We start from the raw sequence: 17,563 nt of genomic DNA on the forward strand, positions 1-17,563 counted from the left end.
GAAGGTGGCTTACCGTGAAGGATGAGCTGTATCCGTCTATGTTTTGGGATAGTGAAGAGACACGCCATTGCCGTGTGCAGGTGCAGAAGCCGTGGAGCAGGGAAGAATTTTGGTCGTACTACTTTACTCGTCGCATCTCGATCTACATGAGCTTATTGCTGATCCGAAAAACACGCATATCTCCCAACGCGATTACAATGGGGGGGATTGTCGCTGGACTCCTTAGTGCTGCAGCATTTATGTACGGAACGGCGGCATCCTTTCTGCTCGGCTGCTTCTTCTGTCAGGTGTGCTACTTGGCAGATTGCGTCGACGGGGAAGTAGCCCGCATGCGTAATCAGAAGAGCAAGGGAGGAGAATGGCTGGACATCGGACTCAATTATGCACTCTACCTGGTGTCATTCGGTGTGATTTACGGAATCACGGATCATCACGCGATGTTGGATCCGTGGCTACTCTATTTGATTTTGCTCTCGATTTTTGCCGAGATTTTGGCGACCAATGGTTCCGATCTCGTCTTTAGCCAAGGGAAAATCTCTCACGAAACAGTCTCCATGAGAAAGCGTAGCAAATGGATCGATGCGTTTGTCTTCCTTTTTCTTACCCAAACGGGCTATCAGTTGGGCGTACTCGTTACCGCGTTTCTATGGGCAATCAGCGGTCAGATGCTATTTTTGCTCTTATGGACCTTCTACCACCTGTTCGTCGGACTGGCCAGATCGATGTACAAGCTGAAGCTGAACATCAAATACGTCATGCCAACTCTGAAAGAAGGAGGGGAGTCGGATGAAGGCACTGCTCATGGCGGCAGGTCTCGGGTCACGAATCAACGCGCAAATTGACGGTATTCCCAAGTGTACCGTGGATATCGGGAACCAAACGCTCATTGAAAATACGATAGCGGAGCTAAGGCGCCACGGAATTGAAGAGATCGCGATGGTGGTGGGCTATCAAGCCAACATGATTTTCAAACTGCTCAGAGATGAACCTATTCGTTTTTACCACAATCCTTTTTATGATCGGACGAATAGTATCGTGTCCCTCTGGTTCGCCCGCGATTTTTTGCAAGGGAGCGATTGCTTGCTGTTGAACGCTGACGTTTACTTTGAATCAAAGGTGCTGGAAGTCGTGTTGCAAGAGACCACATGTCCCGTCATGCTTGCTGATCCAGTCCGTCGCTATGAGGGAGATTATAAATTTGGTTATGAAAACGGACTGCTGCTTCGCCACGGAAAGGGACTCTCTCTGGAAGAGACAACTGGCGAATACGTTGGAATTGCCAAGCTTCAAGAGAGCTTTCTGCCGATATTTTTGCGTCGATTACAAAGGTTGATTCAGGAGAAGCAGTATGATTTATGGTGGGAAAATGTCCTCTATTCTTTTTTGGGCGAAAAGAATGTGTATGTCGCACAAATACCACCGGGATTGTTTTGGGCAGAGGTTGATACGTGGGAGGATTATCGGCGAATCCTGCAATTCACTAACCATCTGGCACACAGGTAAATGATGGTCAAGGAAAAGCTCTCCCCGGACAAGATCCTTCTTTTGCTATATGTGGTGCTTAAGCCCTTCTACTTCTTCCCAAGTGGCAATCCGCAAATCGCCGATTTTCTTATGCTGATTTTGATCGCCTACAGCTTCTTGTTTCGCCTGGGGCGGGTCAATCGCAGACTCGGATTGTTTCTCTTCCTTACCCTTCTGTTTTTGTACGACATCATGATGGTGAATGGCATATGGGCGATTGCATTAGGCGGGGAAATGGATGTATTCAGCTCGACCAAATGGTACATGTACAACGGAGCCGTGATGCTTGCCCTGATTATATTGTTCAGGCGCAACCCGCAAGAGTACGTCAAATGGATCTTCCTGGCTACATCTACTTCCTTGCTCGTTCAGGCATTCCTTCTCGTGTCAGGTCTGTCACCGGATAGCGGAGAGTTCAGGCAATCGTTGTTCTTTAACAATCCGAACCAGCTCGGCTATTTTGGGCTCTTGTGCATGGGAATATGCCTGCTGTGTGCTCGCTTTGTGTCTGTGAAGACCATTCCTCTTTTTATTTCGATCGGCACGGCGTTTAGCATCATTGCAGCGTCCCTGTCGAAAGCAGCGATCATTAGTGCCGTAGGGATGTACCTCGTTTTTTTGCTCCTCTCCATCAAAGAACGAACGGGCTTGTTTTGGATAAATCTGCTTTGCGTGCTCGTCTCGTCCTTCACTGTCTTCTTCATCTATTTGTACACCAACGAAAACGTGCTGAGCGATGCATCTATTTACACGCAGATAGAAGAACGAATGATAACACTCGGCGAAGATTCGGATGACAATTTGGCAGCGAGGGGCTATGACCGGATTGCCAACCATCCGCAGTACATTTTGTTCGGAGCAGGGGAAGGGATGTACGAGCGATTTAACAGCAGCATTTCGTTGGAGCTGCATTCTACCTTAGCCAATCTGTTCTTTTCCTACGGCGTAATAGGCACGGTGTTGTTTATTCTCGTGATTTATGGGGCGGTCCGAGGGCATCGATTGGTTGCTTGGTATCCGCTTGTCTTCCAAGTTTTGTACGGACTCACGCATAACGGAATCCGCGAAACGTTTTTCTGGATCATGCTCGCGCTGTATTTCGTGACAGCCGAAATCAATACGCGTCAGATCAAAAATGGCGGTGATCTGCTTGAAAAAAATCTTGCAAGTATGCGCAATTGACCGCTCTGTAGAAAGCTTGCTGTTTCCCCTGATTGAAAAGCTGATGGATGAAGGCTACGAGGTGCATACTGCGTGTTCGGATACAGGACGCTTTGATGTGCTAACAGCAAAGGGATTGACGCTTCGAAGTATCCCCATTAAGCGAAAGATCGACCCGATTTCCAATTTGGGCACAATTGGAGCCTTGTATCGGCTGATGAAACGGGAGAAGTATGATGTCGTGCATGTCCATACGCCGATTGCTGCTGTTCTCGGGCGCGTGGCAGCAAGGCTGGCAGGAGTGCCGCATGTCATTTACACAGCGCATGGCTACTTCTTTCATGAGGGAATGAGCAAAAGTACGTATCAAATGTACTACACGCTGGAAAAATGGTTTGCCCGGCATATGACCGACTATCTTTTGCTTCAGAGTCGAGAGGATTACGAATTGAGCGTGCAGGATGGCTTCTCCTCCCAGACGGAGCGGATTCTGCACATTGGCAACGGTGTTGATCTCACAGAACGCTTTCACCCACGACACGTTACGAGAGAAAAGGTCCAGTCTATCAAATCCTCACTGGGGCTGCAGGATGATCATGTGGTGATTACCTATGTGGGACGTATGGTCTCGGAAAAAGGGATTTTTGAGCTGTTGGAAGCCTTTCGCAAGCTGGCGGGCGAATTTCCGCGTCTGCGCCTCTTGTTGGTGGGGGACGTGTCTTCCAGTGAACGCGATCAGCGGGGGCAAAACTTTGTGGAGCTTTGCCGACAGCATCCGCAAATCATTTTGGCTGGATTTCGCACAGACATCCCGGAGCTGATGGCCACAAGCGATATTTTTGTTCTTCCCTCTCATCGTGAAGGGCTGCCTCGATCCATCATTGAGGCGATGGCGATGGCAAAACCGATCGTCGCCACGAATATCCGTGGATGTCGGGAAGAAGTCAGGGATGGTGTGAACGGATTTTTAGTAGAACCAAAACAAGTAACTCCCTTGTATGCAGCCTTAAAAAAGCTCGTAGTGGATTCGAGACTCAGAGAAGCATTCGGACAGAATAGCCGCAGCATCGCGCTTGAGCACTTCGATGAGCGGACAGTCCTTGCGAAGCAGGCGGCGTTATTTGCCAAACTGACTGGTCAGCTGCGAGAAGAAAGAGAGCAGGAGAAAGGAGGCAGCGGAGAAGATTGGACAAGACGGGAGCATTCGTCATTTCCCTAGACTTTGAACTTTACTGGGGCGTCCGAGACAAGAGAACCATTCCATCCTATGAGCAAAATTTGTTAGGCGTTCGTCGAGTGATCCCCGCACTTTTGGAGCTGTTTGCCAAGTATGAAATGCACGTCACCTGGGCTACTGTCGGTTTTTTGTTTTGCGAGTCGCGCAAGGAGTTGGCAAGTGTCGTCCCACGGCATCTCCCGGCGTATTCCGATGAAAAGCTGTCACCCTATCCCTATATGGAGACAGATGCGATAGGAGAGCATGAGCAAGTCGACCCGTATCATTTTGCTCCTTCCTTAATCAAGCTGATATCCTCTTACCCGCATCAATTCATCGGAAGCCACACCCTTTCCCACTACTATTGTCTAGAGCCAGGACAGACTCCCGAAGCTTTTGCTGCTGACCTTGATTCTTTTCATAGATTAACTCGCAAAAAAGGGTACGCCCCATCCAGCATCGTTTTTCCGCGAAATCAGGTGCAGTCCGCTTATTTATCTTTGTGCAAGAAAAAGGGATTCCGTTCCTATCGCGGCAACGAGCAGTCTTGGATGTACCACACAAGAGGGGCTGCCGAAGAGACATTGTTCAAAAGAGCCATGCGGCTGATGGATGCGTATGTGAATCTCTCCGGCCATAACAACTACGTTTCATTGCAGCGTAGTCCAGATGGAATGATCGATGTTCCATCCAGCCGGTTTTTGCGTCCTTATCATCCTCGACTACAGAGGTTGGAAAAATGGCGCATGAAAAGAATCAAATGCGACCTGACTCATACGGCCGAGCACAATCGTTTGTACCATCTATGGTGGCATCCGGAGAACTTCGGGAGCCACATGGAAGAGAATCTCTCCTTTTTGGAGGAAATCCTCCAGCATTACTCCATGTTACGCGAGAGGTACGGCATGCAGAGCCTCAGTATGGAGGAAGCGGCAGCGAAGTGGAATCATCAGGAGGTGCGGCATGAAGTCCTTGTTTGATCGTTGCGTATCCTTCCTGATGCTCGTCATACTGTCCCCACTGATCTTGCTGGTGAGTCTGCTCATCCGCTGGAAGCTGGGGTCTCCGGTTTTGTTTGTACAAGAGCGACCAGGTTTGCACGGAAAATCGTTTTTCATTTACAAATTTCGCACGATGACGAATGAGCGTGATGAGAGTGGAGTGCTTCTCTCTGATGAGCAGCGACTGGGTTCATTCGGTACGCTTTTGCGCAAGTATAGCTTGGATGAACTGCCGCAATTATGGAATGTGCTCCGTGGTGAAATGAGTCTCGTAGGGCCGAGACCACTGCTAATGGAGTACCTGCCGCTGTACACGCCACGGCAGTTGAAGCGACACGACGTAAAGCCGGGGATTACAGGCTGGGCGCAGGTCAATGGGAGAAATGCAATTGACTGGGAGCAAAAGTTTGAGTTGGACGTCTGGTATGTAGAAAATAGCAGCTTTTTTCTGGATATGCGGATTATCGGTCTGACGATCAAGCGTGTTTTTCAATCGACAGGCATAAATCAGCAGGGCAGCGTCACGGTAGAAGACTTCAGAGGGAGTGAAAACAGAGAGCGCGCTGGGAGGGGAGCATGTGAGCCTGATCGTACTGTCGGAACAGGATGATTGGACCGAATATTTGCGGCGTTTTTTAAAATTAGACGTGTCCTACACGAAAGAATTTGTGCAGCTATACGCCAAAATGGAGCAGGGCACGCCAGAAGCTGTTTTTTTCAAGAGTGGGGAGAACGAGGTTTTCTATCCCTATTTGGTCAGACGTCTGGATGGGTGGATTCCCGGCTATGCTGATTTGGTTTCGATTGGATACGGAGGGCCATTTGTCGTGGGAGGACAGACGGCTGCCCGATTGTTCCAGGAGCAATTCCACGTCTACTGTCGGTACAAAAACTATCTGACAGAAACGGTTCGCTTTCATCCGTTGCTGGGGAATGCGGAGCTGTTCGCGGATCAAATGCAACTGGATCTGGTGAGGATGGTAACGGCGGTCGATTTACGCCCCACCCTTGCCTTCATCCGCGCCCACTATACACAAAACGTAGGAAGAAATATGAGGAAGGCCGCGGCAAATGACGTCCGGGTTACATTGGGCGGAACCGATCGGTTGCATTCTTTTATCCAGCTGCATCGGGAGACGATGGACCGTAACCATGCCGCGGCGCACTATTACTATGCTCCTGAGTTTTTTTGGGGACTCATGAAAAAAACAGCGCTGTGCAAGCCGCGGCTTCTGCTCGCCATGCATGAGGATCGCCCGGTGGCGGGAGTGCTTTTGCTCAGTGGAAAACAATTCGCCCATTATCAGCTAGGGGCATCCCATACGGAAGACATGGCGCTTGGGGTCAACCACCTCCTCTTCGACGCCATGATCCAGCAGGCAAAGCAGGATGGGGCACAGCTACTTCTCCTTGGAGGTGGAAATATGGATGGAGATGGCTTGTTCCGTTTCAAGTCCTCGTTTGCAAACGGCAATCATTTTCCTTACTGGATGGGCAAGAAAGTTCACGATGAGGAAGTGTATCTGGCTTTGTGCCAAAAACTACAGGTCGATCAGGCTGGCGAGCAAGATTTTTTTCCTGCCTATCGCAATGGGGGGACGTCGTAATGATTGCGAAGCAGCGGATTTTTTTATCACCGCCACATATGGGGGAGGATGAGCGGGAGTTGGTGGCGGACGCCTTTGCCTCCAATTGGATTGCACCATTGGGGGAACACGTCGATGCCTTTGAGCGAGAAATTGCCCAGTATGTGGGCGTAAAAGCTGCGCTGGCTGTGTCCTCTGGTACGGCTGCTATCCATCTCGGGCTTCGGCTAGCAGATGTCGCTCCGGGTGACACGGTGTTTTGCTCCAGTCTCACCTTCGTCGCCAGTGCCAATCCGATTTTGTACCAGGGAGCGACTCCTGTATTCATTGATTCCGAGGCCGGGTCTTGGAATATGTCTCCGCTGGCATTAGAGCGTGCCCTGCGGGAAGCGGCAGCAGCGGACAAGTTGCCCAAGGCGGTCGTCATCGTCAATTTATATGGACAGAGCGCCGATATGGGACCGTTGATGGCGCTTTGTGAGCAGTATGGGGTTCGCGTGGTGGAAGATGCAGCCGAATCGTTAGGGGCTGTATACAAAGGGAGAATGAGCGGCGCCTTTGGTCATGTTGGGACCTTTTCATTTAATGGCAATAAAATCATGACGACTTCAGGTGGGGGAATGCTCGTCTCCGATGACGTTGAGGCAATCGAAAAGGCGCGCTTCTGGTCGACGCAGGCGAAGGAGCCAGCCAAGCATTACCAGCATGAAGAGATGGGCTACAACTATCGGTTGAGCAACGTACTGGCCGCAATTGGCCGGGGGCAACTGCGTGTTTTGGAGGAGCGAATCGAGGCAAGGCGAGGGATTTTCAAGCGCTATGAGCAAGCCCTCGGGCAATTGCCAGGTATTTCGTTCATGCCCGAGCCGACGACAGGGCGATCCACACGATGGCTGACAGTGATGACACTGAATCCGGCGGACACAACCCTCTCAGCTGCACGATTGATCGATGAACTGGGCAAAGAAAATATCGAAGCCCGCCCTGTGTGGAAGCCGATGCATCTTCAACCGTTGTTCGCACAGTGCCAATACTATCCACACCAACCTGATGAGAGTATATCAGATCGGCTATTTGCCCAAGGTGTTTGCTTGCCGTCTGGTTCCAGCTTAACCGCCGAACAGCAGGAGCGAGTCATCGGTGTGATCACGAGCAGCCTCCTGAATCAGGAACAGGGGGTGCGCCATGTATAGTTATGAGCAGCTAGAAAAATGGCGTAGTCTTTGCTCGTCTTCATTTTACGTGCTGGATACAGTGAAGCTCTCCGAGAACTATCGTCGCTTCCAACGGGCGTTTACTCGGCGCTATGAGCATGTAGTCGTCGCGTATTCGTATAAGACGAATTACTTGCCGTTTTTATGCCAAGAGCTGCATCAGTTAGGGGCGCATGCGGAAGTCGTCTCTCGATTGGAGTACGAATTGGCACGGAAGCTCGGCGTCGATCCTGCGTCCATCATATTTAACGGCCCGCTCAAAACGGAAGACGACATTCACTTTGCCTTAGAGCAGGGGAGTCTGATCAATCTGGATTCTTTTTCGGAAATCCCGTGGGTGGTGGCCTACGCCATGCAGTATCCCGAGCAGACATTTCGGATTGGACTGCGGATTAATGTGGATTTGGCCAGGGGTGGAGTGAGTCCTTTGCAAAATGGGTACGAGGTCAGCCGATTTGGTTTTTGCGTCGAAAACGGCAATTTGGAAAAAGCCCTGAGCCAGTTGGCTGTCGCCCCGAATGTGCATGTAGTCGGATTGCATGGACACTTTTCCACCAATCGCAGTGTCGGTGTGTATCGCCAAATTACGCGCCATCTATGCCGTTTGGGGAAGCAGCATTTGGGAGAGCGGCTTGCTTTTATCGATATGGGAGGCGGATTTTATGGCGAGCTCCCGACCTCATTCGGGATGACGGCTGCTCCAACCTTTGAGGAGTACGCCGAAGCGATTACGTCAGTTGTGAAGGAAGAGCTGGCAGAGCTGGATCATATGCCATTGCTGATACTCGAGCCGGGTATTTCCCTTGTGGCAGATGCCGTTGATTTTGTTTGCCGAGTCATCGATGTAAAAGAAAACAGAGGCGAGCGATTTGTTCTCGTGGATGGAAGTATTCACAATGTCAAGCCGACGATGCATTCGCACCTCTTGCCAACCCGACTTGTGTGCAACCGCAAGCCAGTTCCCGAAGCGACATATCATGTTGTCGGGTATACGTGCATGGAAAAAGATTATTTGCTTCAAGGCTACACGGGGCCTCTGCCTGATATCGGGGATTATTTTGTCTTCGGGCACGTAGGAGCTTATACGCTCGTCTTTAATCCACCATTTATTCGGGAGAGACCGCCTGTTCTTGCCATCGATGGAACTGAAGTGTTCATGGTTAGGGGAAAAGAGACTCTTCAACAATTCATTCCCGAATCGGTTTATCGTTTTCACGTTGACAAGCAGGAGGTAGTGAACTGAATGAACGTACTTGTGACAAGTGTAGGCAGACGAGTTAAGCTGCTCCACTATTTTGTACGCGAATGGGGGGACACTGGCAAAATCATAGCAGTGGACTGTGATCCGACGGCCCCGGCCTTGTACGCTGCCCATCATCACGAGCAGGTGCCGCGTATCGATGATCCTGGTTATCTCGATGCCCTGCTGCACATTTGCCAACGATACGAGATCAAGGCAATCCTCTCTTTAATAGACCCTGAGCTGACGTTGTTGGCAGCGCATGCAGATCGCTTCTACATGCAGGGCATCGAGGTGATCGTGTCCAGCCGGGATGTAATCCAGATGTGTTTGGATAAGAGGGCAACGTATGATTTTTTGTCCGCGCATCAGATTCCCGCCATTCCTACCTTTACCAAAATGGACGAGGTACAAGCAGCGCTTTTTGCAGGGCAGATTACGTATCCATTGATCGTCAAGCCGCGGTATGGAAGTGCCAGTTTGGGCATCACACGTGTGGAGAATGACCAAGAATGGCCCGTGCTCATGGAAAAAATGGAGGATGTCGTCATTCAACCGTTCCTACAGGCAGAGGAGTACGGAGTGGATGGCTATGTGGATCTGATCTCGGGGGAGCTGGTGACACTTTTCACCCGCAAAAAGCTGCGAATGCGGGCAGGGGAGACGGATCGCTCCCTCGCGGTAAAAGATCCGCGTCTGCTATCACTTGCGAAGGAACTCATCCGTGTCCTAGAGCCGCGTGGGCCCATTGACATCGATTGTTTTTTGGTCGGAGATCAGTACGTTGTGTCGGAGATCAATCCCCGTTTTGGCGGAGGTTATCCGCATGCTCACGAAAGCGGAGTGAACATCGTTCGTGCGCTTCTCCAAAACATAAAGGGTCTGGTGAATGTGCCTAAAGTGGGGGAATACAAGGAAGGAAGCATCCTGATGAAATACGATGAGGTCATGCTGTTTGAGTGAAGGGGAAAATTTCCTTAAGGAGCGGGAGTGGGCAGGTAAGTTAAAAACAAGAGAATAACTGCGTACCTGCCCCATATTGTATCGTGCCCGAAGATGTCAGATGAAAAGAAGTAGTAGACTCGCGCCTGTTGGTTAAGCTAACGGGATAGTTCAATGTTATAGCGTTTTTTAGGATGTTAATTTCCGTATATTCCGTTTATTCAATAAGTTCTTCTGCGGAAGCGCGGATATGTTCCAGGTACTTATGTGCTTCCAATTTCAACTGCTCATCTGTAACTTCCATGGTATCGTACACCACGAAAGCAGGCAGATAGATAGCGCCGGTGTACTTGAGGGACAATTCAAGCGGCCTCATAAGCTCGCTGATCGTGTATTTGTTGCTGCCTCCTGAACGGTAACTCCGCTCACTGGCACCTGCTGTTGTTGCCACGATGAACTCCTTGCCTTTCAGATGATCACCTTCAGATCCAAATGCCCATCCGTATGTCAATACATCGTCAAACCATTTCTTGAGCAACGGTGGGGTGCTGTACCAGTACAATGGGAATTGAAGTACGATCCGGTCATACTTGTCCAGCAGCTGCTGTTCCCTCTCTATGTCGATGTTCCCATCTGGGTACTCCCCGTAAAGGTTGTGGACATCAATGTTATCATGGAGGCTCAGTTCTTGAATAAGAGCATGGTTGGCCCGGGACTGCTCCAAGGACGGATGCGCGACAATTACCAGTGTTTTCATGAAGATCTTCCTCTCTCTTAAAAGATGGCATCAGGGCTTCTCACCTGACAGCCCTTATTATTCAGGGAGCATCGAGCATTGTAAAGTACGCTCTTTTTCCGTACTATGTCGGGTTGATCGTACTATTGATCAGACCTGAGTTCCTGTAGGATGGTATGGTAAACCGTACTAAGTACGGTTTTTTGGAGTAGTTGGTTAAACCTGTAGCATTTGCTACAATGACTACATCCGAAGAAAAATGTCAGTAAGCGAGGAATAAGTATATGTCCGAAGATTTAAGCAAGTCCTTTCTATCAGAAGGAATCATGGTTACCCTTCAATTAATCGGGGGCAAATGGAAGCCAATCATCTTATACATTCTATTAAATGAAGGTACCAAGCGCTTTGGAGAGCTGAGACGGATGCTTCCGTCGATTAGCCAAGGAATGCTTACCAGCCAGCTTCGCGAGCTGGAACAGGATGGACTAATCATTCGGCAGGTGTATCAAGAGATTCCGCCTAAAGTCGAGTACTTCGTTTCTGAGCACGGACATACGCTCAGTAAGGTACTTGGTGATATGTGTGAATGGGGTTTTCATCACATGGAATACAAGAAGATCGGCACCCCAAACGGATAAGCCCAGCGATGGCATACCCGGTCGTCTAACGTGAAATCTACCAGCCGATGGAAAGTGCTTGGCCTACCATTGCCAGCAGCGGAGACGGACCTTCATTCATGGTCGACTTCGCACGGCTCCGGCGTCGTGGTGCTCCGCTACACGCCCGTTCGTTAACTGCTTGGCTGATCACCGAGGCTTTGGCGCTGAAGTATATACTGAAATGTGCTACAATTGCAGGTGAGCGTCCACGTGATGCCTACTTAATCAAAATGCAGGAGTGTTACACACCATGATCATCCAGTTCATTCGTCTACGGTAATGTGAGGTACAGATCAACGTAATCCCGCATTTTTGTTAAAATGCTTGGGGTTTATTTGACTGTGCCTTTTTTCATTCACCGAAATTCGAATGAATGGGGTGCTTTTTTGATGTCTACAGCTATCTCCCAGCATGTGGGGATTTTTCGTTGTCCAATTTGCCAAGCGGCTATGCGCAACGTACCTGCAACTAGCTTGGTATGCAACAATCATCATTGCTTTGATTTATCCAAGCACGGCTACGTTCACTTGGCTACACGAACCTACAAAACAAAGTATGACAAGCAATTGTTTTGCGCAAGAAGGGCGATTATGGAGCAAGGTTTTTTTGATCCATTGTATGACGTGTTGAGCGAAGTCATCCTGCAAACGACAGAACCTGAGGAAAACCGGATGTACGTGCTGGATGCAGGATGCGGCGAAGGCTATCATTTGACGCAGGTTCGGCAGAGAGTGATGCAAGCAAGCGAAGTCCCCATTATCGGAGTGGGTGTCGATCTCGCTAAAGAGGGAGTTATGCTTGCGGCGAAGAATGATTCAGAAATAGTTTGGTGCGTCGGTGATTTGACGAATGCACCGTTTGTGGATAGACAGTTTCCTTACATTCTCAATCTGTTATCTCCATCCAATTCGGATGAGTTTCATAGACTTCTGGCTGATGAAGGACGAATGATCAAAGTCATACCAGAGGCGAACTACTTGCGAGAGCTACGGGAAGTCTTGTATCAAGAGACACCCAAAACACAATATGAAAATCATCGTACGATCGATCACTTCAAAACCAGCTTCCAACTAATCGGTAAGGAACGGGTTCAGTATCAGTTTCGACTGGATGAAGAGGGTCTAGCTTCCCTGCTTCAGATGACGCCGTTGGCATGGGGGGCGACACCTGAGCAGTTGGAACGGGTGTCAAACTTGGCTGGAATGGATATGACGATAGACTTGGTTGTGTTGATTGGCAGGAAATAAAGCAGCGACTGTCCTGAGCGGGAAAATACGTTCTGGACGGTCGCTTTCCTATTTTTACACGGTCTTTGTTGACAGCGTTCTTTCTTTTTTTGAAAATAAGTATGAATACTCGAAAAAGTCTCGGAGGGATAGTATGGGGGCTGATCAGGATAAGGCTTCCTTTTTGCGCGTAAAACCTTTTCTAGCGGATATCCAAAAGCATTGCTTGTCCCTCACGAAAAACGACTGGGATGCGGAGGATCTCCTGCAAGAAACATTGACGAAGCTATATCGTTCCTTGCAGAAGGCTCCAGACAGAGAACTAACCAAGGCATTTTTGAGGCAAATTGCTACGAATGCTTGGATCGATCATTGCAGGAAGGGAAAGGCGAATGAGCATCTCGCCCTGTTTGATGAAGCGATCTATCTGCACCAGTCCCGTGTATCCGATGCATTTGTGCAAAGAGAGGTGTTCGAGCAACTGGCTGATCGTCTAAATGCCAGACAGATGGTGCTGATTCTCATGATGGACATTTTTTCGTTTACGGCGCAGGAAACAGCTACATTACTGCATACGACCGTAGGGGCAGTGAAGGAAGGGGTGAAGAGGGCACGACAGCGCTTGTTCGTGTTAGCAGAGCAATCCAGACAGGATGAAAGCCCGTCCAACAAAAAGAAAATCGACAAAGCTGGACATCGTGATTCGTCCGGATTTGTATCAAAAGAAGGGTTTGAGCAATTTTTGGCTGCCTTTCGTGCGGGGGATGCCTATGCGATTTGTCAAACGTACCTGCGTCTCACCGAACAGGGTATGAGCGTGGAAAAGGTTTCGGTAGCAGGCGATCGCCTTTTCTTTGCTGTTCGTGACCCGGATGGACATTTGCTGCATTTTTTTCAGAAATGGTAGAAGCACCCGTTTCTTTTTGTTCTTTTCTTTCGTTTATGAGGGTGAAAGTACATATTTGAAATAAAGGAGCGAACACAAATGAGTATCCATGTGCGTAATTTTGCGGTTGTACAGCTGCCCGTCAAAAACTTGGAGGTGTCCATAAAGTGGTATCGCGATGTGCTCGGCATTCCGTTTACCTTCGAATTTTCACCTGGAGACAATGAAGCGTGGTTGAACGTAGGTGGAGTAGGTCTCGGGCTTATTCGTAGTCCGGAAGTTCCTCGTTTGGACTTTACCGATATGGCAGGACAAGCCCAGCCGATCATCTCTTTGCAGGTAGACCAAATCCATGAGGTTTATGAGGAGCTGAAAAGCAAAGGAATCGAAGTAAGTGAAATGACGTACAAGCGAGGCGGGGGCTACAGCTTTCGATTTCGTGATCCAGATGGGCACTTGAACCACCTATGGGGTGGCTGGCCTTCAGCTGAGGATGAAGAGAGAAACGCATAGAGATACCCGATTCTATAAACCCACCTGTGAAAGTTATGCAGGTGGTTATTCTTATCAACGGGGCAGCGGTGGAGAGAAGAATATTTCCAGTCTACACTCCGGGCTACGTCCTGCTAGTGTGTGGGAACTGTCCGCTCCGCAGCGATTTGCGGGGAAATGCAAAAGTGGTAGCCGCTCCGCCGTTAGGGCACGTTGCATTTCTTTTGCCCGCAAATCACTGCGAAGCTGGGTTGGACTTCGAAAGTCGCTAGGACTGGAAATATTCTTCTCTGGCGTGGCTAATGATTTGTCTCAATCTTTCAAAGCCTATCTGAAAACCAACAGCTCGCAAGGAAACAGGAGAAATAAGCGAAGATCTTTGGGGCACCTGCCGAGGCGCAATGGAAAAAGCGAAACAGGCCTTTAAGCGTCCACCTCTGAGAAGCATCTCTGAACCTCTGCTTTGGACGCGGTTTCGCTTTTTCCATGGAGCCGTGCAGTCAATCCCCCTAGCTGGTGACCCAAGAAGCTGGAGCGTTTTCTCCTGTTTCCTCCCACCACGACAGCTTGAAAGCGAGGTTTTTCACATGTAGCTGCGGTGGGGAGAAGAATATTTCCAGTCTACGCTCCGGGCTACGTTCTTCTAGGATGTTTCGCATCATCGATGACAAGCCGGATTTTCCGTGATCAGTGCATTTTTGAAACCGTACTTTTTGACGGATGCCACTACCAAAGCAACTAGGCTTGCTCCTGGAGTGGCACCCAAAACCATTTTCTCTTCTACCGTACAGTACTAGTACGTCCTTACTACTTCAAGTTCTGAAAGTCTACCGCTTTTTGGCTCATCAGGTAGGAAACAATCTCTTCCTCATTGGACACTCCGTCCGTAAACGTGACTTTGAAACAAACGTCATTTTCTCTCCAGAAATAGGAGATGAGAGTTGGATCCGCTGCGGTGCTCGCCTCTCCGTAACGCTTGTATTTCTCCGTTTTGAACACTTCATTTCCAGCGATTTTCAGCATGTTTACCTTAACTTTGTACGCTTCGTCCATAGATTGGTAAAATGCTACATTCCCATTCTTTTTCATATCTTCGTATATTTTCGTGTCTTTGATTTGATCCAACGAGATTCTATTTCCCCCGCTCAATCTTTTGTTTTTCTCAGCAACATCATAGTAAATCCCAAGGTACATGGTCTTATAATCTTTCTCATTTGCCGGCATGCTGAAATTTACCTTTGAGCTTATATCTGCTGCTGTACCTTTGAACTGTCCCGGCAGTTCCAAAGGAAATTTGGGAGTAAACCCTATTGCTTTTGAGCCATGCTGTACATCTTCCGTATCATATAAGCCCATGACGTAACTCGTATAGCCTACATAGCGTTCTTTCATCGCTTGATCCGGGTATTTCACATTCGAGATCATTTTCACAATGTCTTCTTGAAGATCGCTTGCGAAACTATTAAGGCTATACTGTATGCCGTTATCTTGCCATAGATAGTAAACGGAGTTAATGTTGTTATCTGCGCCAATAAAAGTCACTTTCACTACATCTAGCTCTTGGACCTTCAAATTTTGCTTCTCTATTTTTTGTTCCCCATATCCCTTTGTTTGTTCATCCACGATTATTTTGTAAGCAGCCTCTAGTCCATTTAGTCCGCTACTTGCAGAAAAACGCACATCTTTAGATGAGGGATCTTTTTTGCTAAATTCAATATAAACGTGAGTTTCTTTATTGGTACGCAACTTTTTCTGATCGATATACATCCCTTTAAACTCATAGTCCATAGCAAGCACATCAGGAACTTTAAAGGCAAAACCAGTTGTCTGTATTCCTTTTGACAGACGGTCGTATGTTCGCTCATCCGAATCAAACAAAAATCTAGCCTCTTGCTCTGTATTAGCCTGATCGGAAGCGACTGACTTGACGGTACTCTCTACCTTCACTGCGGCATTCGTAAGGGTCACCGAACTCATCAAAGCTACGCACAAAACGGCAGCAACCGAAAGCTTGTAAGATCCTGCTTTAAAGCTTTTTATCATTTGAATTCTCCTTATCATTTGATTCTTGTTATTTGCTTCGGTAAAGGGAAGCAAGTGAAGCTGCTGGTGGTTGGTAGAAAAACGCTGCAAAAATTGAATAATCGTCATCCCGTAGGGCACAGACTCAGCTTCACCCAGAACGTTCAACACATAAGCGTCACACGCAAGCTCCCGGTCGGCCTTCATCTGTTTTACACACATCCAAATAAAAGGGTTCATCCAGTGAATGGCCAGAGCAAGTAGACCCAGTAGGTTCCACGCGATGTCTTTTCTTTTGTAGTGGGCAAGCTCGTGGGAGAAGACGTGGGTAAGCGCAGAGGCGTTCGATTCCTTGCATATCTCTTCGGGACAGTAAATCCAAGGATGGATCAACCCGGCGATATGTGGACTTTTTCTATAGCTTCCTGAATAGATAGGGATTGGTTTGGTGATGCCAAATCTTTTTCGGCAATCATCCATGATGGAAATGACTTGCGGGTCTGTCACGATTTTGAGGCTGCTCATTCTGCGTCTGGTCCGCAACAGGTAGGCACACATAAATCCAAGCAGGGAAATACATCCGATTAGCCAGACGATGGCTGCTATTTTTACGCCAAGGGTGTGAGTGTCCTCGACAGGGTCTGGATCGATCTTGATTGGGTGGGATATGGAGGGATCCAGAAGTTTTTGATTTTCTGGCTGTTTTGTCTTATCATTTTGAGGTGAGTTTATTTGTTTGCTGTTTTGCTCTCTCTCTTTTTGTGACGCGTCATTCGCAACAGGGGAGTGGGGGGAAACAGCATTTTTTATGCTGTCTACGCCTAGTTGCCAAATATTGAAGATGCTTACCGAACTGTTAGGGAGAAAAGGGAACAGAAGCCGTATTAACACGATCAGCCAAAGCGCGTGGTGAAGCCGAGCGCTCATTCGGTAATGAAAGATTTTCTTGATGGCTATCACCATGAAAGCGACGAGGCTAGCTCCAATGGTGGCATCAAAAACCCATAAAAAAATATCACATAGCATGTTCATGCCTTCTACCTCTTTACAGTAAGATCTGCTGCTTTGTCATTCTTCTCATCTGTCATCGCCTCTGCTGCCCATGTCTCTCTGCTTTTCATTCAGAATCTTTTGGAGATGCTCGATGTCCTTTTGGGACAACTTGACGTCTTCTAAAAAATTGGTCATCATCATGTCTGCCGCCCCGCTAAAGACTCTTTTCAAAAACGACTGGCTCTCTGCCCGGATGCATTCTTTTTCGGAAATCAATGGAAAATACTTATAGCCCCTTCCCGATTTTTCAAAACCGATCACCTTTTTCTTCAAAAGTCTGTTGATGAAGGTACGAACGGTTTGATCGGTCCACTCGATTTCATCAGGCAAGAGAAGTGCGATATTTTCAGCGTTTATAGGATTGTTCTTCCAAATGATCTTCATGATTTCCCACTCTGCTTCCGAAATTTTGGGGATATTGGGCATGTACTCACCTCCTCATTCACCTTTTGATTTACAGATGTAAATATAATCTGTTGGGTTAATATTACAAATGTAAATGGAGTGTGTCAAGGGGAAATTTCCATTTTTAACCATGGTGTCTGCCGGATGCAGACCAGATAGAATAACGACAGTTATCTGGTGATCACATGAGAGCAGCGAAC

General features: G+C 48.3%; 17 protein-coding genes. 14 read left to right on the forward strand and 3 right to left on the reverse strand.

What is annotated here, in order from left to right; genetic code table 11:
* The first annotated feature begins 14 nt into the window (after positions 1-14).
* Genes ODZ53_RS23300 through ODZ53_RS23345 form a run of 10 tightly spaced genes read left to right on the forward strand, consistent with a single transcriptional unit; the run spans position 15 to position 9,905 of the window.
* The gene (locus ODZ53_RS23300) at positions 15-842 is read left to right on the forward strand and encodes a CDP-alcohol phosphatidyltransferase family protein (RefSeq protein WP_372680396.1); all 828 of its coding nucleotides are present in this window, start codon (positions 15-17) and stop codon (positions 840-842) included.
* Positions 787-1,503, forward strand: a complete 717-nt coding sequence (locus tag ODZ53_RS23305) for a phosphocholine cytidylyltransferase family protein (protein WP_372680398.1) — start codon at positions 787-789, stop codon at positions 1,501-1,503. The genes ODZ53_RS23300 and ODZ53_RS23305 overlap by 56 nt, the downstream gene beginning before the upstream one ends.
* A complete protein-coding gene (locus tag ODZ53_RS23310; RefSeq protein WP_372680400.1) occupies positions 1,504-2,706 on the forward strand; it encodes an O-antigen ligase family protein in 1,203 nt (400 codons plus the stop codon).
* A complete protein-coding gene (locus tag ODZ53_RS23315; protein WP_372680507.1) occupies positions 2,666-3,904 on the forward strand; it encodes a glycosyltransferase family 4 protein in 1,239 nt (412 codons plus the stop codon). The genes ODZ53_RS23310 and ODZ53_RS23315 overlap by 41 nt, the downstream gene beginning before the upstream one ends.
* The gene (locus tag ODZ53_RS23320) at positions 3,871-4,881 is read left to right on the forward strand and encodes a polysaccharide deacetylase family protein (protein ID WP_199927981.1); all 1,011 of its coding nucleotides are present in this window, start codon (positions 3,871-3,873) and stop codon (positions 4,879-4,881) included. Before ODZ53_RS23315 ends, ODZ53_RS23320 begins: the two co-directional genes overlap by 34 nt.
* Complete coding sequence (locus ODZ53_RS23325; RefSeq protein WP_372680402.1) at positions 4,865-5,512, forward strand: sugar transferase; 648 nt, start codon at positions 4,865-4,867, stop codon at positions 5,510-5,512. The genes ODZ53_RS23320 and ODZ53_RS23325 overlap by 17 nt, the downstream gene beginning before the upstream one ends.
* Complete coding sequence (locus ODZ53_RS23330; protein WP_372680404.1) at positions 5,481-6,509, forward strand: GNAT family N-acetyltransferase; 1,029 nt, start codon at positions 5,481-5,483, stop codon at positions 6,507-6,509. Before ODZ53_RS23325 ends, ODZ53_RS23330 begins: the two co-directional genes overlap by 32 nt.
* On the forward strand, positions 6,509-7,681 hold the full coding sequence (locus ODZ53_RS23335) for a DegT/DnrJ/EryC1/StrS family aminotransferase (protein WP_372680406.1): 1,173 nt from the start codon (positions 6,509-6,511) through the stop codon (positions 7,679-7,681). The genes ODZ53_RS23330 and ODZ53_RS23335 overlap by 1 nt, the downstream gene beginning before the upstream one ends.
* Positions 7,674-8,945, forward strand: a complete 1,272-nt coding sequence (locus ODZ53_RS23340) for a type III PLP-dependent enzyme domain-containing protein (RefSeq protein ID WP_372680408.1) — start codon at positions 7,674-7,676, stop codon at positions 8,943-8,945. The genes ODZ53_RS23335 and ODZ53_RS23340 overlap by 8 nt, the downstream gene beginning before the upstream one ends.
* Complete coding sequence (locus ODZ53_RS23345; RefSeq protein WP_372680410.1) at positions 8,946-9,905, forward strand: ATP-grasp domain-containing protein; 960 nt, start codon at positions 8,946-8,948, stop codon at positions 9,903-9,905.
* Positions 9,906-10,101: 196 nt separating this feature from the next.
* Here the strand turns inward: ODZ53_RS23345 and ODZ53_RS23350 are convergent, their stop codons facing one another.
* The gene (locus ODZ53_RS23350) at positions 10,102-10,641 is read right to left on the reverse strand and encodes an NAD(P)H-dependent oxidoreductase (protein ID WP_372680412.1); all 540 of its coding nucleotides are present in this window, start codon (positions 10,639-10,641) and stop codon (positions 10,102-10,104) included.
* A gap of 263 nt (positions 10,642-10,904) precedes the next feature.
* Between ODZ53_RS23350 and ODZ53_RS23355 the strand changes: the two genes are divergently transcribed.
* The 4 genes from ODZ53_RS23355 to ODZ53_RS23370 all read left to right on the forward strand — a co-directional run bounded on the left by ODZ53_RS23355 (position 10,905) and on the right by ODZ53_RS23370 (position 13,904).
* Entirely contained in the window at positions 10,905-11,258 is a 354-nt protein-coding gene (locus ODZ53_RS23355; protein ID WP_142497791.1) for a winged helix-turn-helix transcriptional regulator, read from the forward strand.
* A gap of 410 nt (positions 11,259-11,668) precedes the next feature.
* The gene (locus ODZ53_RS23360; RefSeq protein ID WP_372680414.1) at positions 11,669-12,526 is read left to right on the forward strand and encodes a putative RNA methyltransferase; all 858 of its coding nucleotides are present in this window, start codon (positions 11,669-11,671) and stop codon (positions 12,524-12,526) included.
* Positions 12,527-12,659: 133 nt separating this feature from the next.
* Positions 12,660-13,412 carry a sigma-70 family RNA polymerase sigma factor gene (locus ODZ53_RS23365; RefSeq protein WP_372680416.1) on the forward strand — a complete coding sequence of 251 codons (753 nt, stop codon included), beginning with the start codon at positions 12,660-12,662 and terminating at the stop codon, positions 13,410-13,412.
* Between the two features lie 78 nt (positions 13,413-13,490).
* Positions 13,491-13,904 carry a VOC family protein gene (locus ODZ53_RS23370; RefSeq protein WP_372680418.1) on the forward strand — a complete coding sequence of 138 codons (414 nt, stop codon included), beginning with the start codon at positions 13,491-13,493 and terminating at the stop codon, positions 13,902-13,904.
* A 786-nt stretch (positions 13,905-14,690) separates the two neighbouring features.
* Here ODZ53_RS23370 and ODZ53_RS23375 read toward each other — a convergent pair.
* A complete protein-coding gene (locus tag ODZ53_RS23375; protein WP_372680420.1) occupies positions 14,691-16,937 on the reverse strand; it encodes a M56 family metallopeptidase in 2,247 nt (748 codons plus the stop codon).
* Between the two features lie 45 nt (positions 16,938-16,982).
* Positions 16,983-17,384, reverse strand: a complete 402-nt coding sequence (locus ODZ53_RS23380; RefSeq protein WP_015892481.1) for a BlaI/MecI/CopY family transcriptional regulator — start codon at positions 17,382-17,384, stop codon at positions 16,983-16,985.
* Positions 17,385-17,563: the final 179 nt, after the last annotated feature.

Source organism: Brevibacillus sp. BD137, assembly GCF_041644655.1.
Classification (GTDB): Bacteria; Bacillota; Bacilli; order Brevibacillales; family Brevibacillaceae; genus Brevibacillus; species Brevibacillus brevis_D.